Annotated in this window: 34 protein-coding genes; 25 read left to right on the forward strand and 9 right to left on the reverse strand. The window is 61.6% G+C overall.

Annotated elements, in window-relative coordinates; all coding sequences use genetic code 11:
- Positions 1–8: 8 nt before the first annotated feature.
- From J4P02_RS19485 to recX, 20 genes are all read left to right on the forward strand, one after another.
- A complete protein-coding gene (locus tag J4P02_RS19485; protein WP_426193206.1) occupies positions 9–536 on the forward strand; it encodes a hypothetical protein in 528 nt (175 codons plus the stop codon).
- A 3-nt stretch (positions 537–539) separates the two neighbouring features.
- Positions 540–1,151 (forward strand): phage baseplate assembly protein V, encoded by a 612-nt coding sequence (locus J4P02_RS19490; RefSeq protein ID WP_426193208.1) that lies wholly within the window; start codon positions 540–542, stop codon positions 1,149–1,151.
- Positions 1,152–1,161: 10 nt separating this feature from the next.
- Positions 1,162–1,494, forward strand: coding sequence for a phage baseplate protein (locus J4P02_RS19495; protein ID WP_317071666.1), 333 nt, complete (start codon positions 1,162–1,164; stop codon positions 1,492–1,494).
- Complete coding sequence (locus J4P02_RS19500) at positions 1,491–2,486, forward strand: baseplate J/gp47 family protein (RefSeq protein ID WP_426193210.1); 996 nt, start codon at positions 1,491–1,493, stop codon at positions 2,484–2,486. Before J4P02_RS19495 ends, J4P02_RS19500 begins: the two co-directional genes overlap by 4 nt.
- On the forward strand, positions 2,483–3,118 hold the full coding sequence (locus J4P02_RS19505; RefSeq protein WP_426193212.1) for a phage tail protein I: 636 nt from the start codon (positions 2,483–2,485) through the stop codon (positions 3,116–3,118). Before J4P02_RS19500 ends, J4P02_RS19505 begins: the two co-directional genes overlap by 4 nt.
- Complete coding sequence (locus J4P02_RS19510) at positions 3,119–5,002, forward strand: phage tail protein (RefSeq protein WP_426193214.1); 1,884 nt, start codon at positions 3,119–3,121, stop codon at positions 5,000–5,002.
- Positions 5,003–5,006: 4 nt separating this feature from the next.
- Positions 5,007–5,423: a tail fiber assembly protein gene (locus tag J4P02_RS19515; protein ID WP_426193216.1), complete on the forward strand. Its 417-nt coding sequence runs from the start codon at positions 5,007–5,009 to the stop codon at positions 5,421–5,423.
- 97 nt (positions 5,424–5,520) lie between these two features.
- Positions 5,521–5,742, forward strand: coding sequence for a hypothetical protein (locus J4P02_RS19520; protein WP_426193218.1), 222 nt, complete (start codon positions 5,521–5,523; stop codon positions 5,740–5,742).
- A 2-nt stretch (positions 5,743–5,744) separates the two neighbouring features.
- The gene (locus tag J4P02_RS19525; RefSeq protein ID WP_426193220.1) at positions 5,745–6,911 is read left to right on the forward strand and encodes a phage tail protein; all 1,167 of its coding nucleotides are present in this window, start codon (positions 5,745–5,747) and stop codon (positions 6,909–6,911) included.
- Entirely contained in the window at positions 6,911–7,417 is a 507-nt protein-coding gene (locus J4P02_RS19530) for a phage major tail tube protein (protein WP_426193222.1), read from the forward strand. The genes J4P02_RS19525 and J4P02_RS19530 overlap by 1 nt, the downstream gene beginning before the upstream one ends.
- 90 nt (positions 7,418–7,507) lie before the next feature.
- Positions 7,508–8,104, forward strand: coding sequence for a phage tail assembly protein (locus J4P02_RS19535; protein WP_426193224.1), 597 nt, complete (start codon positions 7,508–7,510; stop codon positions 8,102–8,104).
- Positions 8,101–8,226 carry a hypothetical protein gene (locus J4P02_RS19540; protein ID WP_426193226.1) on the forward strand — a complete coding sequence of 42 codons (126 nt, stop codon included), beginning with the start codon at positions 8,101–8,103 and terminating at the stop codon, positions 8,224–8,226. Before J4P02_RS19535 ends, J4P02_RS19540 begins: the two co-directional genes overlap by 4 nt.
- 6 nt (positions 8,227–8,232) lie before the next feature.
- Positions 8,233–10,728 carry a phage tail tape measure protein gene (locus J4P02_RS19545; protein ID WP_426193228.1) on the forward strand — a complete coding sequence of 832 codons (2,496 nt, stop codon included), beginning with the start codon at positions 8,233–8,235 and terminating at the stop codon, positions 10,726–10,728.
- Positions 10,725–11,108, forward strand: coding sequence for a phage tail protein (locus J4P02_RS19550; protein WP_426193230.1), 384 nt, complete (start codon positions 10,725–10,727; stop codon positions 11,106–11,108). Before J4P02_RS19545 ends, J4P02_RS19550 begins: the two co-directional genes overlap by 4 nt.
- The gene (locus J4P02_RS19555; RefSeq protein WP_426193232.1) at positions 11,101–11,313 is read left to right on the forward strand and encodes a tail protein X; all 213 of its coding nucleotides are present in this window, start codon (positions 11,101–11,103) and stop codon (positions 11,311–11,313) included. The genes J4P02_RS19550 and J4P02_RS19555 overlap by 8 nt, the downstream gene beginning before the upstream one ends.
- 9 nt (positions 11,314–11,322) lie before the next feature.
- On the forward strand, positions 11,323–12,333 hold the full coding sequence (locus tag J4P02_RS19560) for a phage late control D family protein (RefSeq protein ID WP_426193234.1): 1,011 nt from the start codon (positions 11,323–11,325) through the stop codon (positions 12,331–12,333).
- Between the two features lie 54 nt (positions 12,334–12,387).
- A complete protein-coding gene (locus J4P02_RS19565) occupies positions 12,388–12,561 on the forward strand; it encodes a Com family DNA-binding transcriptional regulator (RefSeq protein WP_426193236.1) in 174 nt (57 codons plus the stop codon).
- 119 nt (positions 12,562–12,680) lie between these two features.
- Complete coding sequence (locus J4P02_RS19570; RefSeq protein ID WP_426193238.1) at positions 12,681–13,181, forward strand: CinA family protein; 501 nt, start codon at positions 12,681–12,683, stop codon at positions 13,179–13,181.
- An 83-nt stretch (positions 13,182–13,264) separates the two neighbouring features.
- On the forward strand, positions 13,265–14,317 hold the full coding sequence (recA, locus tag J4P02_RS19575) for a recombinase RecA (protein ID WP_092320155.1): 1,053 nt from the start codon (positions 13,265–13,267) through the stop codon (positions 14,315–14,317).
- Positions 14,318–14,325: 8 nt separating this feature from the next.
- Positions 14,326–14,793, forward strand: a complete 468-nt coding sequence (gene recX / locus J4P02_RS19580; protein ID WP_426193240.1) for a recombination regulator RecX — start codon at positions 14,326–14,328, stop codon at positions 14,791–14,793.
- Positions 14,794–14,836: 43 nt separating this feature from the next.
- Here the strand turns inward: recX and J4P02_RS19585 are convergent, their stop codons facing one another.
- A complete protein-coding gene (locus tag J4P02_RS19585; protein WP_426193242.1) occupies positions 14,837–15,955 on the reverse strand; it encodes an LOG family protein in 1,119 nt (372 codons plus the stop codon).
- Positions 15,956–16,394: 439 nt separating this feature from the next.
- On the opposite strand from J4P02_RS19585, the gene J4P02_RS19590 reads away from it, so the two are divergent.
- The gene (locus J4P02_RS19590; protein WP_426193244.1) at positions 16,395–16,589 is read left to right on the forward strand and encodes a hypothetical protein; all 195 of its coding nucleotides are present in this window, start codon (positions 16,395–16,397) and stop codon (positions 16,587–16,589) included.
- On the opposite strand, the gene J4P02_RS19595 is transcribed toward J4P02_RS19590, so the two are convergent.
- Entirely contained in the window at positions 16,590–17,015 is a 426-nt protein-coding gene (locus tag J4P02_RS19595; RefSeq protein WP_426193246.1) for a PA3611 family quorum-sensing-regulated virulence factor, read from the reverse strand. It lies immediately after the preceding gene.
- Positions 17,016–17,206: 191 nt separating this feature from the next.
- Between J4P02_RS19595 and J4P02_RS19600 the strand changes: the two genes are divergently transcribed.
- Positions 17,207–17,917, forward strand: a complete 711-nt coding sequence (locus tag J4P02_RS19600; protein ID WP_426193248.1) for a tRNA-uridine aminocarboxypropyltransferase — start codon at positions 17,207–17,209, stop codon at positions 17,915–17,917.
- Here J4P02_RS19600 and J4P02_RS19605 read toward each other — a convergent pair.
- Entirely contained in the window at positions 17,901–18,806 is a 906-nt protein-coding gene (locus J4P02_RS19605) for a DMT family transporter (RefSeq protein ID WP_426193277.1), read from the reverse strand. The two genes, J4P02_RS19600 and J4P02_RS19605, sit on opposite strands and share 17 nt — an antisense overlap.
- 238 nt (positions 18,807–19,044) lie before the next feature.
- Between J4P02_RS19605 and erdR the strand changes: the two genes are divergently transcribed.
- A complete protein-coding gene (gene erdR, locus J4P02_RS19610) occupies positions 19,045–19,695 on the forward strand; it encodes a response regulator transcription factor ErdR (RefSeq protein WP_426193250.1) in 651 nt (216 codons plus the stop codon).
- Between the two features lie 74 nt (positions 19,696–19,769).
- Positions 19,770–20,132 (forward strand): diacylglycerol kinase, encoded by a 363-nt coding sequence (locus J4P02_RS19615; RefSeq protein ID WP_426193252.1) that lies wholly within the window; start codon positions 19,770–19,772, stop codon positions 20,130–20,132.
- A 12-nt stretch (positions 20,133–20,144) separates the two neighbouring features.
- Here J4P02_RS19615 and J4P02_RS19620 read toward each other — a convergent pair whose 3' ends face one another.
- Complete coding sequence (locus tag J4P02_RS19620; protein WP_426193254.1) at positions 20,145–21,071, reverse strand: LysR family transcriptional regulator; 927 nt, start codon at positions 21,069–21,071, stop codon at positions 20,145–20,147.
- A 119-nt stretch (positions 21,072–21,190) separates the two neighbouring features.
- On the opposite strand from J4P02_RS19620, the gene fpr reads away from it, so the two are divergent.
- On the forward strand, positions 21,191–21,970 hold the full coding sequence (gene fpr / locus J4P02_RS19625; RefSeq protein WP_003198368.1) for a ferredoxin-NADP reductase: 780 nt from the start codon (positions 21,191–21,193) through the stop codon (positions 21,968–21,970).
- 67 nt (positions 21,971–22,037) lie between these two features.
- Here the strand turns inward: fpr and tsaA are convergent, their stop codons facing one another.
- The 5 genes from tsaA to J4P02_RS19650 form a co-directional block, all read right to left on the reverse strand.
- Positions 22,038–22,733 (reverse strand): tRNA (N6-threonylcarbamoyladenosine(37)-N6)-methyltransferase TrmO, encoded by a 696-nt coding sequence (gene tsaA / locus J4P02_RS19630; RefSeq protein WP_426193257.1) that lies wholly within the window; start codon positions 22,731–22,733, stop codon positions 22,038–22,040.
- Between the two features lie 76 nt (positions 22,734–22,809).
- Positions 22,810–23,271: a DUF1456 family protein gene (locus J4P02_RS19635; protein WP_426193259.1), complete on the reverse strand. Its 462-nt coding sequence runs from the start codon at positions 23,269–23,271 to the stop codon at positions 22,810–22,812.
- 62 nt (positions 23,272–23,333) lie between these two features.
- Positions 23,334–24,044 (reverse strand): rRNA pseudouridine synthase, encoded by a 711-nt coding sequence (locus J4P02_RS19640; protein ID WP_426193261.1) that lies wholly within the window; start codon positions 24,042–24,044, stop codon positions 23,334–23,336.
- A gap of 82 nt (positions 24,045–24,126) precedes the next feature.
- Positions 24,127–24,600 (reverse strand): GNAT family N-acetyltransferase, encoded by a 474-nt coding sequence (locus J4P02_RS19645; protein ID WP_426193263.1) that lies wholly within the window; start codon positions 24,598–24,600, stop codon positions 24,127–24,129.
- Between the two features lie 110 nt (positions 24,601–24,710).
- The coding region (locus J4P02_RS19650) for a transposase (RefSeq protein WP_141228961.1) at positions 24,711–24,830 on the reverse strand (120 nt) is incomplete at its 5' end.

Consider the following 24,830-nt stretch of genomic DNA (forward strand, 5'->3'; position numbering starts at 1 on the left):
AATAATTTATGTCCGTAGCGGATTTTTACCCCCCTTCGGCGCTGTTGGCGGCGATCGAGCAGGGGCTGCGTAATGCCGAGCCTGGGGTTCTGATCGCCACCCGCGAGCGCTTCGATGCCGGCCGCGAGCAGCCCTGGGTACTTCTGGATATCGAGCGCAACACCCAGGCCGGCCATGCCATCGATGGACGCCGTGCCCAGGTGCTGCGCATCGCCCTGCAAGTGCTGGTGCCGCGGCAAGCGGGCAATGCCGCGTTTGCCGCCTGCGACTTGGCCAGCCGCCTGATGGATGTACTGCTGCACAACCGCTGGGGCTGGCCGGCCGAGCGCTGCGGCCTGCCCGCGCAGATCCAGGCCCTGCCCTCGAGTTTCAGCGACCCTCAGCATGCCTTTGATGCCTGGACCCTGAGCTTCGATCAGGCCCTGTACCAGGGGCAGCCGCTGCTCGACGATCCGCTGGGCCGGCCGCTGTTCGCCCGCAGTTGGGAGGTTTCCAACATCGACGACCCGAACCAATACCGCCCCCTGGAGGACTAGCCCATGTTCGACGCTTTGCTGCGCTTGCACCTGGCGCCGCTGATCGAGCGCCTTGCCGAGATGGAAACCGAACTGGATGACCTGCATCGGCGGGCCGAGAGTTTCTGTCGCATCGGCATTTGCCATTCAGTGGATGCCGCGAGCAATACCTGCCGGGTCCGTCATGGCGATCTGCTGACACCTGCCATACGTTTTTTCAACCCCAGCGCCGGGGAGCAGAGCGAATCGCGTATCCCTTCGCTGGGTGAGCAATGCCTGCTGCTCAATCACGGCGCGGGGGAGGGCGGTGGGCAATCGGTGGCGTTGTTCGGCCTTAACAGCAATCAGTTTCCCCCCGCTTCCCGGGTTGCCGGGTTGACCCGTCGCCAGTACCGCGACGGCACCCACAGCAGCTACGACGACAACGCCCACACCCTGGCCTGGAGCAACGGCCCGGCGGCATTCACCGGCTCCCGCGAGCGCCTGGAACTGAGCCTGGGCGCGGCCCGCTTGAGCCTCAGCGACCAGGCCATCGAACTCAGCCTGGGGGCCAGCGGCCTGGTATTGGACGCCGCGGGTGTGCATCTGCGTGGCCCGCTGGTGGAGCACCAGGGCCGCGTTATCAGTACCGCATAAGGAGCTCGCCATGATCGGCGTAGACAGACACACCGGAGCAACAGTCGATGACTGGTTGCAATTCGTCCAGCGCGCCACCCGGGCGCTGACCACTCCCCTGGGCACGCGGCAGAAGCGCCCGCACTACGGTTCGCGGATTCCCGAACTGCTGGGGCGCAACCTTGGCGATGACCTGCTGGTGTTGGCCCAGAGCCACGCCGCCGAGGCCTTCTACAACCCGGCCAATGGCATCGCCGATTTTGTGCCCGAGGTGATAGTCGCCGACCGCCAAGGCGCCGGTTTGCGGTTGCGCTTTGCCGGCACCTGGAGCAACCGCCAGCAATCTTTCGAGGTGGTGACATGAGCATGCTGATTCCCGGGCAGAACCAGCTGGCGGAGCCGGAGATCGTCAAGGTCGACGAGTTCGAGCCCTTGCTGGCGGAGTTCAAGGCCTTTGTCGTCGACTATGTCGCCGCCCGTTCCCCCGAACAGGCGGTGAGATTGCGCACCAGCCTGGACAACGAAAGCGAGCTGCTGACCATGGCCCTCGAGGCCTTCTGCGTGCGCTTGCAGAGCCACGAACGCAAGTACAACGCGCGCATCCAGCAGATGCTGGCGTGGTGGGCCACCGGTAGCAACCTGGATGCGCGCCTGGCCGATATGGGCCTGGAGCGCCAGCTGTTGGTGCCGGGGGATGACCAGGCCTTTCCGCCAGTACCGCCGGTGTATGAAAGCGACGACGATGCGCGCCTGCGCTACTACCTGGCGCCCCATGCGCCGGCGGCGGGGTCGCGTATGCAGTATCGGCGAGAGATTTTTACTTTGGGCGAACGGCCGAGGATCGCGGTGCACAGCAGTGCCCCGGGCGTAGTGGCGGTGACCTACACCTTTGATCCGGATGGTTATGCGGCGCAGGTCAAGGATGGTAACGGGCGTCGAACCGCACCTGGTGAGGTTGCGGTAACGGTGCTGGCCAGGAGTGGCGATGGCAGCCCCTCCGAGGCGTTGCTGGAGGCCGTGCGCAAGCATTTTGCGCGACCGGATGTGCGGCCCGAGACCGATAAAGTGACGGTGCAAGGCGCGCAAATCAAGGGTTACAAGATTCGGGTCGTGGCCAAGATCAATGCCGGTCCCGATTCCGGATTGACCAAGGCCGCGGTCGAGCAGCAACTGCGAGAGTATGCCGAGTCTTGTCATCGCCTGGAGGGGCGTGTCGACCCTAGCTGGATCGATTACACCCTGCATGCAGCAGGCGCTGTTCAACTGGAAATCCTCGAACCTCAGCAGCCGGTGATTACCTCGGCCTTTGAGGCGCCCTACTGCAAGGGGGTGGAAGTTGAGGTGCGCACATTATGAGTGACGTCGCGACTTGTCCCAGCCTGCTTCCCAGCAACAGCTCGGCGCTGGAGAGGGCCCTGGACTTGGGGTTTGGCCAACTGCTGGAGCGGGTGGTTGCGCCTTTCCCCAGCTTGATGAATCCCCGGGAGACTCCCCGCGATTTTCTGCCTTACCTGGCCGCCGATCGCGGGGTCAGCGAATGGAGCACGGACGCTGCCGAGTCGGAGAAGCGCCTGACCGTTGAGCTGGCCTGGCCCACCAAGCGTCAGGCCGGCACCCGGCTAGCGTTGGAGAACGCGGTACGTGGCCTGGAACTGGTGCCGGAAATCGTCGCCTGGCATGAGCGCAAACCCCAGGGCACTCCGTACAGCTTTGCCGTACGGGCCTTTTCCGAGCGGCCTTACAGCGAAGACATCAATCAGCGCCTCGACCGGCGCCTGGCCGATGCCAAGAGCGAGCGCGATGTGCTCTCGGTCTCGGTGGGCTTGGGCAGCAGCGGTGAGCATTACCTTGCCGCCGCCACTGTCTGCGGCGAGATGTCGATTATTTATCCATTGGTTCTCGATGGCTTGCAAAGCTCCGTTACGGCCTTTGTGGCGGCCGGGGCCTATGTTGTCGAAACCGCGACTATTTATCCTCAGGGGGCATGAATGTCCGATTACTACACCCTGTTGACACAAGCAGGGATTGCCTATGAAACCGCATGCAAGGCAGCCGGTACACCGATCCGTTTGTCGAAGATTTCCGTGGGCGACGGCAATGGTGCCGTCTATAACCCGGATGCCACGGCCACTGCATTGCGCCGAGAAGTGTGGCGCGGTGACTTGAATGCGCTGTACCAGGATCCGAAGAACCCCAGTTGGCTGATGGCCGAAGCCACCATTCCTGATGATGTGGGCGGATGGTATGTGCGCGAAGCGGGCATCTGGACCGACACCGGCATTCTGTATGCGGTGATCAAGTATGCGGAGTCCTACAAGCCGGTGCTGGCCACTTCCGGGCAGGGCAAGGAGTTCTACCTGCGGGCGATTTTCCAGACCAGCAATGCGCCCTCGGTCACCTTGTTGATTGATGACAATGTGGTCAAGGCGACCCGGGCCTGGGTTGCCAGCCATGTGGTTGAAGAATTGGCCAAGCGCGACAGCAAGCAATCGGTTCGGGCGGCTACCACCGCTGCGGTGCTCACTCAGAATGCGCAGGCGATTGATGGTGTGGCGTTGGTTGCAGGCGATCGGGTCCTGGTCAAGGATCAGGTCGATGCTAAAAACAACGGTATTTACATCGTCACCAATGGGGTCTGGACACGGGCTCTGGACGCTGACACCAGTGCTGAGGTGACTCCAGGGCTGCATGTTCTAGTGGAAGAAGGGGCGAGGAACGGCGATTCGATGTGGCAACTGGTGACCGACGGTCCGATCACCCTTGGGGTGACATCGTTGGTTTTCGAGATGCTGGCTGGGCGCACGGGCATCAATATCGGCACCTACTTTGGGGTGACGGTGGACAAGTATGGTCGGGTGGTGGCGGGCAAGAACCCGAACACTCTGGCTGGTTTTGGCATTGTCGACAGCTACACCAAGGCAGAAGTGGATTCGATTGTGGCCCGGGCTTCGGCGTTGCCTGTGGGGGCTGTGCTGGCGTTTCCCAAAGGTACCGTTCCACCGGGTTTTCTGGAGTTGGATGGGAGTGTGCAGCGTTCGGAGTTGTTGCCGGATTTGTATGCGTACTTAGGGTCTACCTTCAATCTTGGGGGAGAGCCTTCAGGTTTCTTTCGTTTGCCCGATTCACGGGGTGAGTTTTTGCGGGGTTGGGATCATGAACGTGGCATCGACTCTGGTCGGGTCATTGGTAGCTGGCAAAAAGGTAGTTTGCAGTCATTTGATCCAAGTACAGGATCTCCTTGTGTCTCCGGTCTTTGGCATACAGGAGCTGATGTAGAAGTCCACTCAAGTCATGGTCTGGATCGTTCTTTCGCTGCTAACTATCCGGTGAGCTACTCCGTTTTTGCAGGTGGAGTATCGGCAGTTCAGGAGTCTGCATTAGGCGTTACTCGTCCCCGAAACCTGGCGGTAATGTGGTGCATCAAGGCCTGGAACGCACCGATCAATCAGGGAAATATCGATATTGCGGTGCTTGCATCCCAAGCCACCGAGGCCAATAGAGGCACAGCTAGGATCGCGACTCAGCCTCAGGTCAACCTTGGCCAAGATGACGAGACAGTGGTTACTCCGAAAAAGCTGCGCTTTGGTTTTTCCTTCAGTTTTGCTTCCAGCGGCTATCTAGCCTTTCCAAGTTGGCTGGGGGGCCTGATCGTGCAATGGGGCTATGTTCCCAAGCCCAGTGCGGCGGCGATACCCGTTACCTGGCCACTGGTATTCCCTAATGGATTTGGACGCTGTATCGCATCCTTTGGTGGTGCTGGTTCGCCTGCTGGTGGTGTTTCGACAGGAGGGCCGACGAAAGAGGGGGCAACCTTCAACTCCGCAACCGGAGGTGCTGGCTATGACATTTCCTATTTTGTAATCGGGTGGTGAATCAATGTTCTATTCAGGAGCAACGGGCCTTGGTGGTTTTTACTCCGTCAAGGTTCATGGTGGGAATATTCCTGCCGACGCTGTGGAGATCACGGACAAGGAATATGCCGATCTTCTGCAGGGGCAGGCGCAAGGGCTGCGAATCATTTGTAGCCCAGATGGCAGGCCTGTACTGGCGGCACAAGCCCTGCCAACTCGGGAAGAGCTGGAAGGGGCTGCCATCAGCGAGCGTGATCAACGCCTAGCTATCGCGGCATTGCGCATTGCGCCTCTACAAGATGCCGTCGATGAGGGCGTCGCAAGCGAAAGCAAACGGAGTTTCTTGACGGCCTGGAAGCTCTATCGGATTGCCTTGAGCGATATTCAGGAGCAGTCCGGCTATCCGGATTCGATCGACTGGCCAGAAATGCCCAGCCCCTAAAAACGCCCCGCACCGCCGGGGCGTTTTCTTTTCCCCTCGCAACACCCCTTAACAGCCCCGCTTACCCCGGGGCTTTTTCATATCTGGAGAAACGCAAATGGCAGACCGCCAGAAATACACCGTGCTCGTTCCCTTTCCCACCGGTGGTGGGCACTGGTCGAGCATCGGCCAGGAACTCGAACTGCTCGATGTCCAGGCCAGCGCGCTGCGCAGTGCCGGGCGCCTGGAGCTGAGCAGCGTGCTTGCGGCGCAGCAACAGGTCAAGCCGGCCACCCCGTCCACCCAGGCCGTGAAGGCCGCCACCAAGAAGGCTGAATAACCATGGCTGAGGTTTTGAACTTCGAGCACAACGGCATCACCGTGAATGCCAGCGAATCCCCCGAGGCCATGGGCGGCCTGGGGGACAACGTGATCGGCCTGGTGGGCACCGCGCCCAACGCCGACAAGTCGTTGGCGAAAAACACCCCGATCCGCATCAACAGCTTTGCCACCCAGGCGCTGCTGGATCCCACCGGCGCCGAGGCCGGCACCCTGTACCAGGCGGTGCTGCAGATTCTCAAGGTGGTCAAGGTGCCGGTCTATGTGGTGATCGTCGACGAGGGCGCGACCCCGGCCGACACCCTGAACAACGTGATCGGCGGCGATGAAGGGCTGACCGGGCGCAAGCTCGGCCTGGCCGCCCTGGGCAGCGTCCCCGAAGACCTGACCATCATCGGCGCCCCGGGCTTTACCGGGAGCAAGGCCGTGGCCGGCGAGTTCGCCGCCTTTGGCAAGCGCATCAAGGCGCGGGTGGTGCTCGATGGCAAGGATGCCTCGGTGGCCGACCAGGTGCTGTACAGCAAGGAACTGGGCGGTGCCGACCTGGGCTTCGACCGTTGCCTGGTGGTGCACAACCTGCCTGCGGTGTACTCCAAGGCAGCCAAGGCCAATGTGTTCCTCGCGCCTTCGAGCCTGGCCATCGCTGCCCTGGCCAAGGTCAAGCAGTGGGAAAGCCCGGGTAACCAGGTGACCTTCGCCGAGGACGTATCGCGCACTGTGGAATACAACATCCTCGACAAGTCCACCGAAGGCGACCTGCTCAATCGCTACGGCATCAGCTACTACGCGCGCACCGTACTGGGGGGCTTCTCGCTGCTGGGCAACCGTTCCGTCACCGGCAAGTTCATCAGCTATGTCGGCCTGGAAGATGCCATCAGCCGCAAGCTGGTCAAGGCCGGGCAGAAGGCCATGGCCCGCAACCTGACCAAGTCCTTCATGGAGCAGGAGGTCAAGCGCATCAACGACTGGCTGCAGACCCTGGTGGCCGACGAGACCATTCCCGGCGGCAAGGTGTACCTGCACCCCGAGCTCAACAGCGTGGAGAAGTACAAGAACGGCACCTGGTATGTGGTCATCGACTACGGCCGCTACGCGCCCAACGAGCACATGGTTTATCAACTCAATGCCCGCGATGAAATCATCGAGCAGTTCCTGGAGGACGTTCTCTAATGTTTACCAACCGAGTCAGACAGGCCATCGCGGCCACCCTGCAAGGCCTGCCGCTGTCGGCGACGGTGGAGGAATTCACCCCGCCGAAGATCGAGTTCGAAATGCAGGAAATGCGCGGCGGGCGATTTATCGGCGAAGAAATGGCCAAGGGCGGCAAGGTCCTCGGCGCCAAGCTGGTGCTGCAGGGCGCCGGCCCGGAAGTGCTGCTGGCCCTGGGTGTCAGCGTGGGTGACGACATTCTGCTGAATGTGCGTGAAGCCGGTCAGGACCAGGATGGCAACACCTATTTCATCTACCACACCGTGGGCGGCAAGCTGAAGTCGCTGGACGAGGCCGCGCTGAAGATGGGTGAGCAGCCCAAGACCACCCTGGAGCTGAGCTGCCGCACCTACAACCGCCTGGAAAACGGCGTGCCGGTGATCGATATCGATGTGCGCACGCAGAAATTCATGCTCAACGGCGTCGACATTCTCGGCGCTGCCCGTCGCGCGGTGCTGCTGCCTTAAACCACGCTGTCCCTCTCGGGCCGCCAAGGCGCTGCGGGCATTCGCCCGTGATGCCGCTGGCGGCCTGTTTATTTGCAAGGAATTCATTTCATGTCCTGGAAGCCTCCCGTGCATGTACTGTTGGCGCCGATCAGCGCCGACGACGGTGCATCCATCGAGCGGATCACCCTCAAACCCCTGTTCTACGCCGCGCAGAAAGAGGCCCTGGCCCGCGCCGGCGAGGATGAGGACGAGCAGTTCTTCGCCCTGGCCAAGCTTGCCACCGGCCTGTCCGACAAGGAGCTGGATCAGCTCAAGCGGCCGGACTACGTGAGCATTGCCCAGTACGTACACGATATGTCGACTCGTCCGACCAGCTATTTCCTGGAACAGGTTGCAGACAACGCCGAGCCCGAGATGGGCGAACCGCAGGACCCGGATCAAGTGCCACTGCTGCTGCCCCTTGAGTTGGCCGGTCAGGTGCACAGCTCCCTGACCCTGGAAATGCCCGCGCTGCGCGCCACCAAGGCGATGCAGAAGCTCAAGACGCCCAAGGAACGCGCCGAGTTCATCACCTCCCATTGCACCGGCCTGATGATCCCCGACCTGGCCCTGCTGACGGTGCCGGACTGGACCCAACTGCAGGTGCGCATCGACGATTTTTTAAATCAACCGGCGGACTTCTTTCGCAGCGCGACATCGAGGTGATTCTCGATGTGGTGCCGCTGATCTATGCAGTCAGCGAGGCCGAGATTCTGCAGTGGGACGCCGGCAAGGCAATGCGTCGCTACCAAATAGTGGCCAGCCGCCTGGGCCTGAACAAGGAGTAGCCGCGAATGGCACAAGGTAATTTTTCCCTGAGGATGGCGGCGCTGCTGGAGCCCGGGCGCTTCTCCGTCGAGACCGGTGCGCTGCTTGAATGGCCCGGCTCGGGGCCTGCGTCGGGTGCTGTATCAAGTGGCATCCCAAGTGGCCTGGCGAGCATCCTGGCTGACGCCCGTGTCGGCTTGCAGCAACTGGTGCGCGGGCAGGAGCGGTTGCTGGCACTGGTCGATTCCATCAAGGGTCGGTTGGCGTCCCAGGGCTCGTTGCTGATGACCCTCAATGAGCGGCAGGCGCTGACCGGGCAGGGCGGTGCTGGTGCTGAAACCGCCCAGGCGTCGGTGCTGGATAACCAGCCCTTCAGCCATCTGAAACCGGCCATTGCCCTGGAAACGGCGATGGTGGAACTCAAGCGGGAAGTCCCGCTTTCCATAGAACAGCAACGTGAATTGCTGACGCAGAATATCAAGCTGGCCAACCAGCCGCTGGTGGCGCCCACCGGGGCTGTGGCCAGTGATTTGTTGCGGGTTGAGCTGGCGGCGGCCAAGGCCGGTATCGGGGTCGAAGGTTCCGGCGCTGCCGCCCGCGCCCAGCCGCAGCAACTGCTGGATTTTGCCCGAGATGCGGCCGTGCTGGGTTCCGGTTTGGAGCTCAAGGTCAAGCAGGCCGGCGAGTTGCTGTTGGGCTGGCACAAGAGCATGAACCTGGACCGTGGCCAGCGCCTGGACCTGGCGGATGCCACCCAGCACCTGGGTAGCGGGCTGAAAGTGTCGGCAGCGGATATCGGCTCCATTCTCGGTCGCCACGGCGCTGCCGGAATGGCCGCGGGCATGGCGCCGGAACAATCAGCCGCATTGTTGGCGGCGTTGCTCAAATCCGGTGCCGATCAGGCCAGTGCCGGGGTGGCGTTCAACCAGTTTGCGCAGTCCCTGTCTCTGGGCGACAAGGCTTCACCGCAACAGCGTGCGGCCTGGCAGGAACTCGGGCTCGACCCGCAGGCCCTGGCCCAGGATATGCGCAGTGACGCGCCGCAAACTATCCAGACGGTGCTGGCGGCCTTGCAGGCGCAACCGGCCGAGCGGCGCTCGGCATTGGCCAGCGAGCTGTTTACCGACAATGGTGCGCTGCTTGGCTTGCTGCCACGCCTGGACGGGCTGGCACAGGCCTTCGCCCTGGTGGCGGACAAGCAGCAATACGCCGCTTCCCAGGGCCAAGGGCAGGGCGCCTTGAACAAGGCTGCCGAGGAGGCTGCGCAGACGCCCCAGGCCCAATGGAACCGCCTTGATGGGCAGATGAATGGCTTCAAGAGTTCCGTGGGCTCGGCGGTGCTGGCGGATTATGGCGGCTCCCTGAATGGCGCGGGGGCGGTGCTGCAGAAGCTGGGTGAACTGGCGCAGAGCTTTCCCCATGTCGCGGCGGCCCTGGCGGTTTCGGTGGCGGCACTGCAGGCAGCGGTGAAGGTCAAGACGGCCTACAAGGATGTGCGCGACCTGTTCTCACGTTCGGGGAAACCGAGCGGGGGTTCCGGTCCTTCGGCGGGGTCCAAGGCTGGAGGTGCTGCCTCGCGCCTTCGGGCACGGCTCGGCCCGCAGTTCAGCCGCATGGCATCGAGTCTGTCGAACCTGGCTTCGAGGGGTGCCAATGCCGCGCAGCAGGCTACCAAGGGGCTGGTTACGGCCTTGGCCGGGCTCGGTCTGCGGGTGGCGGCAATGGCAAGTCAGGCCGCTGCCCGAGTGGGGAGTAGTGCCGGGCAGATGGCCCGTGGCCTGGTATCGGCGTTGTCGGGCCTGACGGCTCGGGTATCCGCCAGTGCGCGCCAGGCGGCGACAGGCTTGGGTACTGCTGCGGCCGGCCTGAGGTCGAGGGCAGCAACCACGGCGCGAAGTGCCGGTGCAAAGGTTCGCTCCATGGTCGGGCGCGGTACCAATCGCACCGGGTTTTCCGGTCAGGCTGGTGATCTGGGGCGCTCCGCCGGCAAAGGCCTCGGTCGTCGGTTATTGGGCAAGTTGTTCAGGCCGCTGTCGCTGGTTGAGGCGGGTAGCGATGCGCTTGCCGGCTGGCGTGAAGGTGATATGGGCAAGGTCGGCGCGGCAGCGGGTTCCGTGGGCGGTGGGCTGGGGGGCGGCTACGCCGGGGCCGCTGCGGGTGCCGCCCTGGGCACCCTGATTTTCCCGGGTGTTGGCACTGCCATTGGCGGTTTGCTCGGCGGAACGCTGGGCAACCTGGGTGGCGGTGAGGCCGGCGCCTGGCTCGGCGACAAGCTCGGGCACCAGGTGGACCGGCTGGCGACGCCCGAGGCGGTGAGCCAGGACCTGTCTGCGGCGCAGCAGGACAACCGCCAGATCAACTTTGCTCCGGTGCTGCAGATCTACGGTCAGGACCAGGCCAGTGCCCAGCAACTGGCCGATCGGGTGGTGCAGCAACTGCAGGCGCAGTGGTTGTCGCTGGCGCCGCTCGATTCACTTGCCGTGCGCCGTGGCGCGGCGCTTAGCGATGGGGTGGTTGGATGAAGCAGCAGATGGCATTGGGGGATTTCATCTTTGGCCTGTCCCGGGGTTTTGCCTATTCGGCGCTGACGCGCACCACCGATGGGGGCTGGACCAGTCTCGACATCTTGGCCAGCAAGCCCCGCTCCAACCAGGGCGGGCAGAAGCTGGAAACCCTGCAGATCACCGGCCAGGCCATGTATGGCGTGGCCATGCAGCGCCTGGATGAGTTGCGGGCCTTGCAGGCCCGGCGTGCGCCGCTGCCGTTGATCGATGGTGTGGGCCGTAACTGGGGGCGCTGGCGGATCAACAAGGTGACCGAGAAGCAGAGCGCGGTGATCGATGACGGCACCGCAATGCTGATCGATTGGGTGGTGGATCTGGAGGAGTTCGTCAATGCGTAGGGTTCGGAGTGTGGCCGGCGATTCACTGAATCTGCTGCTGTTCCGTGAGGTGGGGCGTTGCGACGACGAGGTGGAGGAGGCGCTGTGGCGTCTCAACCCAGCTCTGGCGGAACTGGGGCCGGTACTGCCGGCCGGCGTCTGGGTGATTTTGCCCGAAGTAACCCTGCGACCGGCCGCCGTGGCGCCGGTTTCGGCCTGGGATTGAGGAGGTGATATGGCACTTGGATTCACTCCCCAGGTGGAGATTTATGGGGCCAATGCGCAGCTGATCATGCAGCGGTTGATCGACTGGGAGCATATCGATGCGGCCGGGATCGAGTCCGATCAGCTCAAGCTGACCCTGGATATCGAGGGGCTTGAAGGCTTGCCCAGCATGGGCGGTAGGATCGGCTTGCGCGTCGGTTATCAAGAGTCGGGGCTGGTGGACAAGGGGCTGTTCGTGGTGACACGGCGTACGCCCCAGCTGTTTCCCCTGCGCCTGGTGCTGGTGGCCACCGCCGCACCCTTTGGCGAAGCGGACGAAAGCGGTTTTCGCCAGCGGCGCAGCGCCAGTCATGGGCCGACGACGTTGGGGGCGCTGTTTCGTCAACTGACCGCCCGCCACGGCTTTTCACCGCGGGTGGCGCCGGAGCTCGAGGCCCTGGTGATCGAGCATGTCGACCAGACCAATGAGACCGATATGAGCTTCCTGACCCGTTTGGCCCGGCGTTATGACGCGGTGACCAAGCCGGTCAACGGGCTCTACGTGTTGGCGCGCAGCGGTCAGGTCAAATCCATTTCCGGCAAACAGCTGGAAGAGGTGCCGCTGTCCGTGACCCGTGACAGTCGGCCGGGGGATCGGGCCTTTATCAGCGCTGCACTGGAAGAGAGTGCACGAATGAAATACCAAGGCTGTACCGGTACCTGGTGGGATGGCGCCGCGGGGCTCGAGCGGCGGGTGAATGTGGGAGGCAAGCCCTTCATGACGCTGCGCAAGCGTTATCAGAGCGAAGACGAGGCGCAGGCTGCGGCCGAGGGCGAAGTGCGCAAGCTGGAGCGAGCGGCGCGCAAGGTACGGATCGAGTGCCCGGGCAATCCTGCGCTGGCGGCCGAAGGCCTGATCCGCCTGGATGCTAGCTGGCCGGATTTCATGCAGGGCCCCTGGTCGATCGACAAGGTGACCGCCAGCGGCAGCCCGGAAAAGAGCTATCGCTGCCTGATCCAGGCCAGTTGCCCGGGAAGCTAGGAGCCTGCGCTGTGTGTATAGGGATAAACCGATGACTATCAAAAGGACGTGCGAATGTTGAAAGAATACCGCTGTGGCCATTGCAAACGGCTGCTTGCCCGGGTGGGCGAATTCACGGAACTGCAGATCAAGTGCACCCGCTGTGCGACCTTGAACCATGTGCGCGGTACGAGCTTCGGAAAGCCGCCCGCCTGTGCGGAGCAAGCGAGCTCCGGCAATCCGGAGTGATTCGCTTACCGCTTGTAGCTTGCCGCTCGAAACTTCAAGCTGGGTCCTTCTCTCTGTCACTTGCTTGCCGACTAGTCTGGTGTAGGTTAGGCGCTTGCCAGCCCCATCAGGAGAGGACTGTGAAAGAAATTACCCAGCTTGCCGCTGAACTTGGCCGCCGCCTGCAGGTTCTGAATGCCCACGTCACAACAGCGGAATCCTGCACTGGCGGCGGCATCGCCGAGGCGATCACCCGGATTCCCGGTAGCTCGGCCTGGTTCGAGGCCGGATATGTGACCTATTCCAACCGCCAGAAAACCCAGCAGTTGAATGTGCCAGCTGGACTCTTCAGCACGGTAGGGGCGGTCAGTCGCGAGGTGGTCGAAGCCATGGTGCGTGGCGCCCAGGTCAAGAGCCAGGCGCATTTCGCGGTGGCGGTCAGTGGTGTTGCCGGGCCCGATGGCGGTTCGCCGCAGAAACCCGTGGGTACGGTGTGGCTGGCCTGGGGCGCCGGAGAAACCCTGACCTGCGAGTGCCGGCACTTCCCGGGAAATCGCGATGAGGTCCGCCGACAAACGGTGAAGGCCGCGCTAGAGGGGTTGCTGCAACACGCCGCAGCAGAAATCGCAAATCAGGGGTAGGCGATCCTCGAGCGCTGTGGAATAATACTGGCTACTTATACAGGTGTTGGCCGTCAGGCCTTATTGATTACGTGAGGACTTTAATGGACGACAACAAGAAGAAAGCCTTGGCTGCGGCCCTGGGTCAGATCGAACGTCAATTCGGCAAGGGTGCCGTAATGCGTATGGGCGATCACGACCGTCAGGCGATCCCGGCCATTTCCACCGGCTCTCTGGGTCTGGACATCGCTCTGGGCATTGGCGGCCTGCCAAAAGGCCGTATCGTTGAAATCTACGGTCCTGAGTCGTCCGGTAAAACCACCCTGACCCTTTCGGTTATCGCTCAGGCGCAGAAAGCCGGCGCCACTTGCGCATTCGTCGACGCCGAACACGCGCTGGATCCGGAATACGCCGGCAAGCTGGGCGTCAACGTCGATGACCTGCTGGTGTCCCAGCCGGACACCGGCGAGCAAGCCCTGGAAATCACCGACATGCTGGTGCGTTCCAACGCGGTTGACGTGATCATCGTCGACTCCGTGGCGGCCCTGGTGCCCAAGGCTGAAATCGAAGGCGAAATGGGCGACATGCACGTGGGCCTGCAAGCCCGTCTGATGTCCCAGGCACTGCGCAAAATTACCGGCAACATCAAGAACGCCAACTGCCTGGTGATTTTCATCAACCAGATCCGCATGAAAATCGGCGTGATGTTTGGTAGCCCGGAAACCACCACCGGTGGTAACGCGCTGAAGTTCTACGCTTCGGTCCGTCTGGACATCCGCCGTACCGGCGCGGTGAAGGAAGGCGACGAAGTGGTAGGTAGTGAAACCCGGGTCAAGATCGTCAAGAACAAGGTGGCTCCGCCGTTCCGTCAGGCCGAGTTCCAGATTCTTTACGGCAAGGGCATCTACCTCAACGGCGAGATCATCGACCTGGGCGTACTGCATGGTTTCCTCGAGAAGTCCGGTGCCTGGTACAGCTACCAGGGCAACAAGATCGGCCAGGGCAAGGCCAACTCGGCCAAGTTCCTTCAGGACAACCCGGAGATCGGCAACGCGTTGGAGAAGCAGATCCGCGACAAGCTGCTGACCGGTTCGCCAGACGTCAAAGCCAATCCGGTCAAAGAGACCGAAGACGATATGGCCGATGCTGATATCTGATTGAAACCATGACCGCCGTACTCGATACCCTCGTCGCAGTGCGGCGGACTGCAATGGACCTGCTCGCGCGACGCGAGCATGGTCGAGTCGAACTGACGCGCAAGTTGCGTCAGCGCGGCGCCCCTCCTGAAATGATCGAAAGCGCCCTGGACCGTTTGACGGAAGAGGGGCTGCTATCCGAGTCCCGTTATCTCGAAAGCTTTGTTTCCTACCGTGCCCGCTCAGGCTATGGGCCGATGCGCATTCGTGAAGAACTTGGCCAGCGCGGTTTGCAACGCAGCGATATCGACCTTGCCTTGCGTGAGTGCGGTATCGACTGGCAGGAGCAACTGCGTGATGTCTGGCAGCGCAAGTTCGCCGGGCAGCTTCCTGTGGATGCTCGGGAGCGCGCCAAGCAAGGGCGTTTTCTCGCTTATCGCGGGTATTCCATGGACATGATCAACCGCTTGCTGAGCGGCCGCGGGATGGATGATTGAGGCTGCCGTACCCGCTGCATAACGCAGCGGGTGCTGGGCCGAATCAGCCGACCTGGCTGGTTTCCCTGGGCTGTTGTGTGGCTTGCAGTTGGGGCATGGACCAGTTTTCCGGCAAGTTGATGTAGTCGATCAATTCTCTCAAACGGCCGTTATCCCGTGCATTGAAGGCGAATGACAGCCGTGTCAGATGACTGAACTGTGCTTCGTTGTGCTCTTCTTCTCTGTAGGCATGTTGTTGGAACTGGCCGTTCAGGCACAGGTCGGCGAATGCCGTCTGCATATGCTCCAGTGCCCGGTCATTGAGGTTGTAGTTCATGCGGATAACGAACTGCTGTTTCAACCAGCGGCTGGAATGGAAGTTGGCGTAGAACTGCTGGATTTCCTTCACCGCGTCCTCGGTGCTGTGGACCAGGCGCACCAGTTTCATATCGCTGGGCAGGATGTAGCGATTGGCCTCCAGTTGGTTATGGATGAAGTCCAGGGCGCCTTGCCAGAACTGCCCGCCAGGAACGTCCAGCAATACCACAGGTACCAGTGGGCTCTTGCCAGTCTGGATCAGGGTCAGCACTTCAAGGGCTTCGTCCAGGGTGCCGAAACCGCCGGGGCAGAGCACCAGGGCATCCGCTTCCTTGACGAAGAACAGCTTGCGGGTGAAGAAGAAATGGAATGACAGCAGGTTCTCGGTGCCACCGACCGTCGGGTTGGCGTGCTGCTCGAAGGGCAGGGTGATGTTGAAGCCCAGGCTGTGCTCCAGGCCCGCGCCGTCATGGGCGGCAGCCATGATGCCGCCGCCGGCACCGGTAATGACCATCAGGTCCGAGCGGGCCAGGGCTGCGCCCAGTTCTCTGGCCATGGCATACAACGGGTGTTCGCTGGGGGTACGCGCCGAGCCGAATACCGTGACCTTGCGCCGCCCCTTGAACTGTTCCAGAACCCGGAAGGCGTGTTCCAGCTCCCGTAGGGCTTGCAGGGTGATCTTGGCATTCCAGCGGTTGAGGTCGTCTTCGGCCATCCGCAGGACGGTGAGAATCATGTCGCGATAAAGAGGCAGGTTCGCGCTGTTGGGGGCAATCTGGTTGAGTTGTGCTTCGACCTGGTTTGTGAGGTCGACATCCTTGCTTTGGAAATGACGAGCCAAAAGTTCATTCGATTGGTAGGGCATTCAGCTTCTCCTTCTGCACGGAACCTGATGCACGGCCGGCAAAGCCGAACGTGCCACGACACGGCCTGTGTCGCTGCCTGCCCAGCCCAGCATGTGAACCGTTGTACTGGCTCTATCACCACTACAACTGCTGCTTGGCAAGCGAGTTATCCACCGAGGTTCTGCTTTCCTTTATTTGAGAAAAAACTCGCACTGCAAGACGCACAAGAACGGCCTCCTGAACCGTCCGGGAACAATCATAGATGGCTTGATCATGTGCCCATAAAGTCTTGGCTGGCAACCGCTTCTTGGTGAATTCAACGGCTCCGGCGCCATTGGTCAGGAGCCTCGGCAAGGGCTTCCAGCTCTGATTTACTAAGTTACAGCGCTTGGTTCAGGAGCCGGCCCAGGAAGGGCTGTGGGCATTTACCTGTGCAAACCGAGGGCAGGGAGGCAGGGGATGACCATGGTCATGCTGGAAATTGACCCGCAGTTGTATCAGCAGTTGCTAAGCGCTGCGGCGGCCCATCATTTGAGCCTTGAGCAAGAGTGCAGGCGCCGGTTGGCGGGGGAGGAGCGGCCATCGCGCTATCTACAGGCGCTGCTGGCGGAGTTGCGCGCCGATGATCAACAGCGGCGCGCGACGGGGTCTTGATTACTTCTTCTTCGGTGCGTTCTGCGCAGGGCAGTCCGATTCCTGGAAGCGTGCCGAGGCGACCGGGCGATTGGTGCGGTTCTCGGTGAACTCGTAGCGCATGATCGCGCCCTTGGCCATCAGCTTGCGGTAGTTGGGGTTGCGGCAGACGCTGGCGCCCAATTGCAGGTAGACCGCCTTGGGGTTGGCGCGCATCTGCGTGGCGTGGGCAGCCTGGACGCTGAGGTGGTTGATCAGCTCCTTGCCGTCGACGGTATAGCCCTGGTCGAGGATGTTCTCGTTGATTTCCCGGGGAGTGCCGACGTTGCTTTCCGCAGCTACCTTTTCCAGCATCTTGCTCAGTTCGAACTCTTGCAGGGACGCAGCCTGGGCAGCCAGGGGCAGGGCCAGCAGAAGGGCAACGGTAGGGATGGTAAAGCGCAACATGAAACTCTCCTGGTGCAATGACTGATGCTTCGACCAGTCAGTCGACTGTGCGTTCAGTGGCGACGGATTATAGGGGGAGAGGCCAGAAGGCGGTACAGGTTTGAGCTGATAGCTCTGATAAACTTGCCCGACTTTTTACCCCCTCGAGTTCCTTTTGTGTCGATTTCTTCTTTCCTGCGGTGTGATCTGTAATGAGCCATGCGGTGTCCCGTCTACGTGATCAGCGTATGGAACGTGCGGTAAAACCCTTTTCCGTGCGGGGTTCACGGGCTGAGCGTTGCCCACGTTGTCGGGTATTTCCCAGCCATTGCCTGTGTGCCTGGCGCCCCAGAGTTGATGCCCAATCCGCCATGTGCCTGGTGATGCACGACGTCGAGCCGCTCAAGCCGAGCAACACCGGCTGGTTGATCGCTGATGTGATTGCCGATACCTGGGCGTTCAACTGGGCTCGCACCGAGGTCGACCCGCAACTGCTGGCGCTGCTTGCCGATCCGCAATGGCAGCCCTATATCGTCTTCCCCGGGGAGTTCGTGGCGCCGGAGCGGGTGGTCAGCGAAGTTCGTCAGGAGCAGGGCAAGCGGCCCTTGTTCATTTTGCTGGACGCGACCTGGAGCGAAGCCCGCAAGATGTTTCGCAAGAGCCCCTATCTGGAGCACTTGCCGGTTTTGAGTCTGTCTTCGGAGAAACTCTCGCGTTACAAGTTACGCCGGTCCAAGCGCGATGATCATTTCTGCACGGCCGAAGTGGCCGCGTTATGCCTGGAACTGGCGGGGGATGAACAGGTCAGCCAGGTGATGGATGCCTACCTCGATGTGTTCAGCACCCATTACCTGTCGGCGAAATTCCAGAAGGCCATCGACCCGGAGGACGAGGTGCACTCCAGGCTCAAGCCCTTTGTGTAGCTGCGGGGGATGGTCGTTTCTGTGGCCATAGCTGCGCCACCAGCATGCCGCTGAGCATCAGGGCACAACCGAAGTAGCCGCGCATCTGCAGCGACTCATCCAGCAGCCAGGCCCCGGCAATGGCGGCAAACACCGCTTCGAGGGAGAAGATGATCGCGGCGTGGGAGGCGATAGCGTGTTTCTGGGCTATGACCTGCAAGGTGTAGCCGATGCCGACCGCGATCACGCCGCCGTAGAGAATGGCCGGGCCGGCAGCGACTATGGCGTTCCAGTGAATCGGCTCCAGGCACAGTGCCAGGATCAGGCTGACCACCGAGCAGGTGGCAAATTGCAGGAAAGCCAGGCGAATCGGGTCGTGCCGACCGGCGAACACGCCCACCAGAATCACGTGACCACCCCAGACCAAGGCGCCAATCAACTGCAGCCAGTCGCCGGAAGCCACCTGGAAGCTGTCGCTGACACTCAGCAGGAACATGCCCAGCACCGCCAACACCGCGCCGAGCCAGGTGCCCAGGCCGGTTTTGTGGCCAATCAGCAGTCCCAGCAGCGGCACTACAATGACGTAGAGGCCGGTGATAAAACCGGCATTGGTCACGCTGGTGAACAGCAACCCCACCTGCTGCAGATTGATCCCCAAAGCCAGGGCCAAGCCCATCAGCAGGCCACCCAATAGCAGGCCGCGATTGAACAGCGGTTCGGGTTGGCGGTCGGCGGGCGCTCGGCGCAGCACCAGCGGTAACAGACAGAGCGAGCCCAGGGCGAAGCGCAGGCCTGAATAGAGGAAGGGGCCGATGTGATTCATACCGGAGCTCTGTGCGACAAACGCCGAGCCCCAGATAACAGCAGTGATCAGCATCAGGACATCGGCACGCAGGGCTTGGCTTCGCATCATGGCTCTCTTATTAGTTAGCCAGCTAAGATGCCGCAAAGCGTCAAGCTTGACCACCTAGGCTTCGCTGGGCATGCTTGGCGCCGGTTAGGGCGCCAGCGCTGTTTGAGCCGCTGCTTTGCGCCGGTTTTTCACGGCGTTCGTGCTCTTTGGGTCATGCATTCTGGCGTGTGCCCGTGTTGTTTTGGTGAGGGTTGAATGCATCGGCCCTGCCATGAAAAACAGGATCATCTGAAAAATGGCCACATACGAAATCCTGATTGCCGATGACCACCCGCTGTTTCGCAGCGCACTGCATCAAGCGGTCACCTTGGGCCTGGGGCCCGATGTGCGCCTGGTGGAAGTGGCGAGCATCGCCGAGCTGGAAACCCGCCTGACCGAAAAAGCCGATTGGGATCTGGTCCTGCTGGACCTGAACATGCCCGGTGCCTATGGCTTCTCCGGCCTGGTGCTGTTGCGTGGTCAGTACCCGCAAATTCCGGTGGTGATGGTCTCGGCCCAGGAAGAAGCCTCGGTGATGGTGCGTTCCCGAGAGTTCGGCGCCAGCGGTTTCATTCCCAAGTCCAGCTCCCTGGAAGTCATTCAAGAAGCCGTGCGCAGCGTGCTTGACGGCGATGTCTGGTGGCCGCCCCAGGCGTTCGAGGAAGTGGCGGTGTCGGACGAAGCCAAGGCCGCCAGCGCGGGCCTGGCCAGCCTGACGCCCCAGCAGTTCCGGGTGCTGACCATGGTCTGCGAGGGCTTGCTGAACAAGCAGATCGCTTATGAGCTGAATGTTTCGGAAGCGACGATCAAGGCTCATGTGACCGCGATCTTCCGCAAGCTGGGGGTGCGTACCCGGACCCAGGCGGCGCTGCTCTTGCAACAACTTGAGTCAATTTCCAGCCATTGACCGGCTGTATGTTCACGCTTTTTTGACTTTGGTTGAACTAGCTTCCCCACTTCCTTTTTTCAGTTGCCCAGCTTATGTCGCCTTTCAAAGGTCAAACCGGTCTTAAACGTATCCTTAACGCCGCCGGCTATTCGTTCGATGGCTTGCGCGCGGCCTTCACTGGCGAGGCGGCCTTTCGCCAGCTGGTGCTGCTGAACGTGATCCTGATTCCCCTGAGCTTCATGCTCAATGTCAGTCGGGTCGAGCGCGCGCTGCTGATTGCCGTGTGCCTGCTGGCGCTGATCGTCGAGCTGCTCAACTCGGCGGTGGAAGCGGCCATCGACCGGATTTCCCTGGATCGCCATCCCCTGTCAAAAAACGCCAAGGACATGGGCAGCGCGGCGCAGTTCGTCGCCCTGAGCATGATCACCATCGTCTGGGCGGTGATCCTGCTCTAAGCCCGTTGCCTGTCAGGGAATGCTCGGCAGGACAATCTCATCGCTGCGCTGCGCGCCGGCGGTAAAGGCGCGGCACAGCTCGAGAAATTCGCGCATGGCGGAAGTCTGGTACTTCTGCTTGTGCCAGATGAAATAGAACTGCCGGGCCAGGTCCAGGCCTGGTGTCTCCACGGGGACCAGGCTGCCGCGACGGAAGGCGTCGCGCAGTGCCAGTCTGGAAATGCAGCCAATCCCCAATCCCGACTCCACCGCGCGCTTGATGGCCTCGGTGTGTTCCAGTTCCAGACGGATATTCAGCGCGTTGCGATGATGGCGCATGGCCTGGTCGAAGGTCAGGCGGGTTCCGGAACCCTGTTCACGCAGAATCCAGGCTTCGTGGGTCAGTTCCTCCATCGTCGCCTGGCCACGTTTGGCCAGGGGGTGCTGGGGTGCGCAGAACACCACCAATTCATCCTCGACCCAGGACTGCACTTCGATATCCGGATGGCTGCAGTCGCCTTCGATTAGACCCAGATCAATTTCGTAATGGGCCACCTGTTGCACGATATGCGCAGTGTTCTGCACATGGAGCTTCACCTGGCTCTCCGGGTGCTGTTGCATAAAGCTGCCGATCAGCAGGGTGGCCAGGTAGTTGCCGATGGTCAGGGTGGCGCCCACCGAGAGCGAGCCGAAGCCGGACTTGCCATTGAGCAGGTCCTCGATCTCCTTGGCCTGGTCCAGCAGCGCCACCGCTTGCGGCAACAGCTGCTTGCCCAGGGCATTAAGGCTCAGGCGCTTGCCGGCGCGGTCGAACAGTTGGCAACTGGACTGACGTTCGAGCTCGGTGATCGAGGTGCTCGCCGCCGATTGCGACAGGGCCAACAGCCCGGCAGCACGAGAAACGCTCTCTTGCTGGGCGACGGCGACGAAGACTTGCAGTTGACGGAGAGTAAATCGCATATCGATATAACCGATAACCCTTATCTTAATAATCCAGTTAACAGATATTGTCGCCGCCATTAGAATGCTGTGCAATTGCGCTCATGGTCAGCGCAGGCAATTTCTAGGAGCCCCCGTACATGAGCAACATGAACCACGAGCGTGTCCTCAGTGTTCATCACTGGAATGACACTCTGTTCAGCTTCAAGTGCACCCGCGATCCGGGTCTGCGCTTCGAGAACGGTCAGTTCGTGATGATCGGCCTGCAACAGCCCAATGGCCGTCCGCTTATGCGTGCTTACTCCATTGCCAGCCCGAACTGGGAAGAGCATCTCGAATTCTTCAGCATCAAGGTTCCAGACGGTCCGCTGACTTCCCAGCTGCAGCACCTGAAGGAAGGCGACGAGATCATCATCAGCAAGAAGCCCACCGGCACCCTGGTGCTGGATGACTTGAAGCCCGGCAAGCACCTGTACCTGCTCAGCACCGGTACCGGCCTGGCGCCGTTCATGAGCGTGATCCAGGACCCGGAAACCTACGAGCGTTTCGAAAAAGTGATCCTGTGCCACGGCGTTCGCTACGTCAACGAAGTGGCTTATCGCGAGTTCATCACCGAGCACCTGCCGCAGAACGAGTTCTTCGGCGAAGCGCTGCGCGAGAAGCTGATCTACTACCCCACAGTGACCCGCGAGCCGTTCGAGAACGAAGGCCGCCTGACCGACCTGATGCGCAGCGGCAAGCTGTTCCGCGACATCGGCCTGCCGCCGATCAACCCGCAGGACGACCGCGCCATGCTGTGCGGCAGCCCGAGCATGCTGGATGAAACCAGCGAAGTGCTGAACAGCTTCGGCCTGACCGTTTCGCCGCGCATGCGCGAGCCGGGCGACTACCTGATCGAGCGCGCGTTCGTCGAGAAATAACCCGCAGCATCCAATAAAAAGCCCGCGTTGCCTGGAAAGGCAACGCGGGCTTTTTTGTTTCCGCGATTCAGCTGGCCGGAACCACTTCCAGCACCCGGATCAGCCCCGGCTCGGGGTAATGCCAGCGCACATCCAGGTCCCAGAACTGCGCGCCGTACTCCCGTTCCGCTGTAGGCGTCTGGTAGGCCGGACGCGGGTCCTGGGCCAGGCACTGCTCGATCAGTTCGAGCAAGGGTTCCTGGAGGCGCTGAGCGTGGATATGCGCCTGTTGCAGGGCACTATCCTGCCATTGCACCGGGATCAGCGGTGGTGCGGCGCTGGCGATCGCATTGCTCGCCGTGGCAACGATGTCGGCATAAGGCACATAGGGCTTGATATCCAGCACCGGCGTGCCATCCAGCAGATCGATGCCGGAAAGCCACAGGCGGCCGGCTTCAACCTTGTCCAGCCTGACCACCGACTGACCGATGCCATTGGGCCGGTGCGTGGCCCGGGTGGCGAACACCCCCATGGACCTGTTGCCCCCCAGGCGCGGCGGGCGCACCTTGAGCCGCGGCTTGTCTTCCAGGGCCTGGTGAAACAGGAACAGCAGCCACACATGGCTGACCTGCTCCAACCCTTGTACCGCGTCGCCCTGGTCGAAAGGCGCCACCAGCTCCAGCACCCCGCGAGCGGCGGGAGCCAGGTGCGGCTGGCGCGGGATGGCGAACTTCTCCTTGAAGCAGGAGCGCACGAAGCCGATGGGGGAAACGCTGTAGGTCATTTGGCAAGCCTCAAGCTTTGAGCTACAAGCCGCAAGCTACAAGCTTTGAACTTGCAGCTTGAAGCTTGCAGCTGTCTTAAGCTCTAACACGCAGGGTCAGGCCCTTGAGGAAGTTGCGCAGCAACTGGTCGCCGCAGGGGCGGTAGTTGTTATGGCCGAACTTGCGAAACAGCGCGCTCAGCTCCGGCTTGGACACCGGGAAGTCGGCAGCCTTGAGCACCGCGTGCATGTCGTCTTCCTTGAGCTCGAACGCCACCCGCAATTTCTTCAGGATGATGTTGTTGGTCACCGGCAGCTCGATCGGCAGTGGCGGGCGACTTTCGTCCTTGCCCCGCTTGAAGATCACCAGGCCATCGAGAAAGTGCGCCATGACCTCGTCCGGGCAGTGTACGAAGCCTTCTTCCTCGTCCTTCTTCAAGTAGCTGACGACCTGTTCCAGGCTGACCTTGAAGCCGGTGAGGCCGATGATTTCCACGACCTTCTTGTCGTTGATGTCGAGCATGTAGCGCACGCTGCGCAGTACGTCGTTGTGAATCATGGTGAGGGTCCTGATCAATGCGGTTGCACGCCGCGCCGGGGCGCGACGTCTGAAGGGGGGGGTTAGAACTTTTCCTTGGCCGACAGGTAGCGCCACTGGCCCAGGGGCACCTTGCCGATGGACACGCCGCCGACACGGATGCGGCGGATGGCGACCACCTTGAGGCCGACGGCCTGGCAGAACAGCGCAATCACCCCGGGCTGCGGGTTCTTCATGGCGAAGCGCAGGCGGTTTTCGTTCTGCCAGCTGGCTTTCACCGGTGGCAGCTCGCGGCCCTTGTAGGTCAGCCCATGGGTCAGGCGGTTGAGGCCGTGATCGATCATCTCGCCCGAAACTTCGACCACATATTCCTGCTCGATCTTGGCCGCGTCGGCGGTCAGCTTGCGCAGCACTTTCCAGTCCTGGGTGAACACCAGCAGGCCGCTGGCGTTGGGCTGCAGATCATCACTGGCGGTCAGGCGCAGGAAATGCCCACGCAGCGGGCGCTTGCCGTAGCGGTGCTCCTGCGACAGGTTTTCGGCGCTGATCGACTGCATGGCGCTGTCCAGGTCTTGGCCGGCGGGCACGTTGAGCAGAATGGTTACCGGCTCCGGGGCGACGGCCTTGGCTTGCGGGTCGAGTACGACGGTCTGCGTGTCGACCTTGAACTGCGGCTCATCGATGACTTCGCCGTCCACGGTGACCCAGCCGCCCTCGATAAACAGCTCGGCCTCCCGGCGGGAGCAACCGACCAGTTCGATAAGGCGTTTGGAGAGGCGAATCGGGTCAGTCATGGCGGCGGCCGTAATAAAAGAGGGCAGCTATTGTACCTGCCCGGCGCCGGTTAATCCCGGGTGCATTTGCCGGCTGTGGCTTTTAGCCGCGCAGGAACCGCAATTGCGGCTGTTTCAGGCGCATATGCAGCAGCGGGTAGGGCTGGCCCATGCCGTCCTGCTCGGAACGCCCGACCACTTCGAAACCCTGCTTGAAGTAGAAGCCCAGGGCTTGCGGGTTCTGTTCATTGACATCCAGCTGCTGGGCATTCAGGTGCTCCACCGCATAACGCAGCAGCTGCCGGCCCAGGCCCTGGCCGCGATGGGCGGGGGCGATAAAGAGCATCTCCACCTTGCCCGCTGCCACCCCGGCAAAACCGGTGATGCGCTGGCGCTGATCGCGGGTGCAGATCAGCATCACCGCATCCAGGTAGCGGGTCTGCACCAGATTCCTCAGCTTTTCTATGTAGCTGTCGGGGAGAAAGTCGTGGGTGGCGCGCACCGAGGCCTCCCAAACCTGGGTGAGTTCGGCGTAGTCGCTGAATTTCGGTGTGTGGATGACCGCGTGTTGGCGCATGCCGCTGCCCCCTTGTGCTGAGAATGACCCGCAGTGCAGAGCAAACGATAGACCGAAAAAAGCCCCGCATCTCGTTACGAGAGCGGGGCTTGGCGCTTTTTTTTGGTTCTTCACGGATTACCGGGAAAGACGCTCTTGATCTTCATAAAAAAGAATTCGCTATCCCGGTAACCGTACGCCATCCGTTTGATGACCTTTATTCGATTGTTTATCCCTTCCAGTTGCCCCGT

The organism is Pseudomonas sp. NFXW11, from assembly GCF_049887815.1.
Lineage (GTDB): Bacteria > Pseudomonadota > Gammaproteobacteria > Pseudomonadales > Pseudomonadaceae > Aquipseudomonas.

Coding starts and splice junctions, on each gene's coding strand:
- J4P02_RS19485 (WP_426193206.1), top strand. CDS start 9: ATGTCCGTAGCGGATTTTTACCCCCCTTCGGCGCTGTTGGCGGCGATC.
- J4P02_RS19490 (WP_426193208.1), top strand. CDS start 540: ATGTTCGACGCTTTGCTGCGCTTGCACCTGGCGCCGCTGATCGAGCGC.
- J4P02_RS19495 (WP_317071666.1), top strand. CDS start 1,162: ATGATCGGCGTAGACAGACACACCGGAGCAACAGTCGATGACTGGTTG.
- J4P02_RS19500 (WP_426193210.1), top strand. CDS start 1,491: ATGAGCATGCTGATTCCCGGGCAGAACCAGCTGGCGGAGCCGGAGATC.
- J4P02_RS19505 (WP_426193212.1), top strand. CDS start 2,483: ATGAGTGACGTCGCGACTTGTCCCAGCCTGCTTCCCAGCAACAGCTCG.
- J4P02_RS19510 (WP_426193214.1), top strand. CDS start 3,119: ATGTCCGATTACTACACCCTGTTGACACAAGCAGGGATTGCCTATGAA.
- J4P02_RS19515 (WP_426193216.1), top strand. CDS start 5,007: ATGTTCTATTCAGGAGCAACGGGCCTTGGTGGTTTTTACTCCGTCAAG.
- J4P02_RS19520 (WP_426193218.1), top strand. CDS start 5,521: ATGGCAGACCGCCAGAAATACACCGTGCTCGTTCCCTTTCCCACCGGT.
- J4P02_RS19525 (WP_426193220.1), top strand. CDS start 5,745: ATGGCTGAGGTTTTGAACTTCGAGCACAACGGCATCACCGTGAATGCC.
- J4P02_RS19530 (WP_426193222.1), top strand. CDS start 6,911: ATGTTTACCAACCGAGTCAGACAGGCCATCGCGGCCACCCTGCAAGGC.
- J4P02_RS19535 (WP_426193224.1), top strand. CDS start 7,508: ATGTCCTGGAAGCCTCCCGTGCATGTACTGTTGGCGCCGATCAGCGCC.
- J4P02_RS19545 (WP_426193228.1), top strand. CDS start 8,233: ATGGCACAAGGTAATTTTTCCCTGAGGATGGCGGCGCTGCTGGAGCCC.
- J4P02_RS19550 (WP_426193230.1), top strand. CDS start 10,725: ATGAAGCAGCAGATGGCATTGGGGGATTTCATCTTTGGCCTGTCCCGG.
- J4P02_RS19555 (WP_426193232.1), top strand. CDS start 11,101: ATGCGTAGGGTTCGGAGTGTGGCCGGCGATTCACTGAATCTGCTGCTG.
- J4P02_RS19560 (WP_426193234.1), top strand. CDS start 11,323: ATGGCACTTGGATTCACTCCCCAGGTGGAGATTTATGGGGCCAATGCG.
- J4P02_RS19565 (WP_426193236.1), top strand. CDS start 12,388: ATGTTGAAAGAATACCGCTGTGGCCATTGCAAACGGCTGCTTGCCCGG.
- recA (WP_092320155.1), top strand. CDS start 13,265: ATGGACGACAACAAGAAGAAAGCCTTGGCTGCGGCCCTGGGTCAGATC.
- recX (WP_426193240.1), top strand. CDS start 14,326: ATGACCGCCGTACTCGATACCCTCGTCGCAGTGCGGCGGACTGCAATG.
- J4P02_RS19585 (WP_426193242.1), bottom strand. CDS start 15,955: ATGCCCTACCAATCGAATGAACTTTTGGCTCGTCATTTCCAAAGCAAG.
- J4P02_RS19590 (WP_426193244.1), top strand. CDS start 16,395: ATGACCATGGTCATGCTGGAAATTGACCCGCAGTTGTATCAGCAGTTG.
- J4P02_RS19595 (WP_426193246.1), bottom strand. CDS start 17,015: ATGTTGCGCTTTACCATCCCTACCGTTGCCCTTCTGCTGGCCCTGCCC.
- J4P02_RS19600 (WP_426193248.1), top strand. CDS start 17,207: ATGAGCCATGCGGTGTCCCGTCTACGTGATCAGCGTATGGAACGTGCG.
- J4P02_RS19605 (WP_426193277.1), bottom strand. CDS start 18,806: ATGCGAAGCCAAGCCCTGCGTGCCGATGTCCTGATGCTGATCACTGCT.
- erdR (WP_426193250.1), top strand. CDS start 19,045: ATGGCCACATACGAAATCCTGATTGCCGATGACCACCCGCTGTTTCGC.
- J4P02_RS19615 (WP_426193252.1), top strand. CDS start 19,770: ATGTCGCCTTTCAAAGGTCAAACCGGTCTTAAACGTATCCTTAACGCC.
- J4P02_RS19620 (WP_426193254.1), bottom strand. CDS start 21,071: ATGCGATTTACTCTCCGTCAACTGCAAGTCTTCGTCGCCGTCGCCCAG.
- fpr (WP_003198368.1), top strand. CDS start 21,191: ATGAGCAACATGAACCACGAGCGTGTCCTCAGTGTTCATCACTGGAAT.
- tsaA (WP_426193257.1), bottom strand. CDS start 22,733: ATGACCTACAGCGTTTCCCCCATCGGCTTCGTGCGCTCCTGCTTCAAG.
- J4P02_RS19635 (WP_426193259.1), bottom strand. CDS start 23,271: ATGATTCACAACGACGTACTGCGCAGCGTGCGCTACATGCTCGACATC.
- J4P02_RS19640 (WP_426193261.1), bottom strand. CDS start 24,044: ATGACTGACCCGATTCGCCTCTCCAAACGCCTTATCGAACTGGTCGGT.
- J4P02_RS19645 (WP_426193263.1), bottom strand. CDS start 24,600: ATGCGCCAACACGCGGTCATCCACACACCGAAATTCAGCGACTACGCC.